Genomic DNA, 1,154 nt, shown 5'->3' with positions numbered 1-1,154 from the left:
GCCGTAGGCGGCGGCGCGGGCATCGATCACGTGCACGTACGACACCTCGTGCAGGTCGCCCCTGAGCGCGGCCATCGCGGCGTGGACCTCGCGCAGGTAGCGGGCCTTGTCGGCCTTGGTGTTGGTCTCGTCGGTGATGCTGATGTCGAGATGGAAGGCCGACTTTCCCAGCTCGGCCAGCGACTGGCCGCCGACGAACCAGCTGTCGGCCGAGATGTACTGCACCGTGATCCCGATCACAGGCAACTTCTTGTCGAGCACGGACTGGGTCAGGCCGGCGACCTTGTCGACGACCTTGCGGGTGAGTTGCGCATCGGGCTGGCCCGAGAGATGAATGACGATGTGGGGCATGGCGGCTGAGCTCCAGCAATGAAAGAAGCCTCATTGTCGAAACGGCGATGCCATCTGAAAAGCGGGAAGATATGATGCATGTCATCGGTTTCATGAATGGATATCCGCATGCAGCCTCTCGATCTCGAGCAACTCAAGACCCTGGTCGCGGTGGTCGACGCCTGCAGCCTGACGGCGGCGGCACCGAGGGTGTTTCTTTCGCAGTCGGCGGTCAGCGAGCAGATGCGCAAGCTCGAGCAGCGGATCGGCCATGCGCTGCTGAGCCGCAGCAAGGCCGGCGTTGCGCCGACGCCCGCCGGACTGCGCCTGCTCGACCATGCGCGCCGCTTGCTCGCCGCCAGCGATGAGGCGCTGCGCGACCTGAGTGGCGAGACGCTGCAGGGCGAGCTGCGGCTCGCGGTCACTGACTACTTCAGGCCGGGTGAGCTGAGCCGCCTGTTGAGCCGGCTCGGCCAGAGCTATCCGCAACTGCGCCTCCACGTGAGCGTCCTGCAGGGCAGCGCGATGGAAGCCGCCTTCGGGCGCGGCGATTTCGACATTGGGCTGGCAATGCGCATCAACCCGGCGGCGGCCCGGGCCGCCAGCCGCGGGCCCGGCTCGCCGCTGTGGCGCGAAGCACTCGCATGGGTCGGCGCCGAAGGCTATCGCTTCGCGCGCGGCGAGCCGCTGCGGCTGCTGGTGCTGCCCGACAGCTGCTCGCTGCACCAGTTCACGATCCGCCTGTTGCGCGAGCGGCGCGTGCCGCATGCGGTGGCGCATGTCGCCTCGGGCGTGGCGGGCCTGCAGTCGGCGCTGGCGGCCGG

The 1,154-nt window shown here is 68.1% G+C and carries 2 protein-coding genes; one reads left to right on the top strand and one right to left on the bottom strand.

The genetic code is table 11. From position 1 onward, the window contains the following. Positions 1-351 (bottom strand): tautomerase family protein (locus tag AC1DY5_RS56525; protein ID WP_478122853.1); only part of this gene is annotated, 351 nt, incomplete at its 3' end. A 108-nt stretch (positions 352-459) separates the two neighbouring features. Between AC1DY5_RS56525 and AC1DY5_RS56520 the strand changes: the two genes are divergently transcribed. Then, positions 460-1,154 (top strand): LysR family transcriptional regulator (locus tag AC1DY5_RS56520; RefSeq protein WP_478122852.1); only part of this gene is annotated, 695 nt, incomplete at its 3' end.

It is taken from the genome of Variovorax sp. P4_D9, assembly GCF_056401695.1.
The sequence above is the reverse complement of the archived record's forward strand: the minus strand, read 5'-3'. Positions and strand labels throughout refer to the sequence as shown.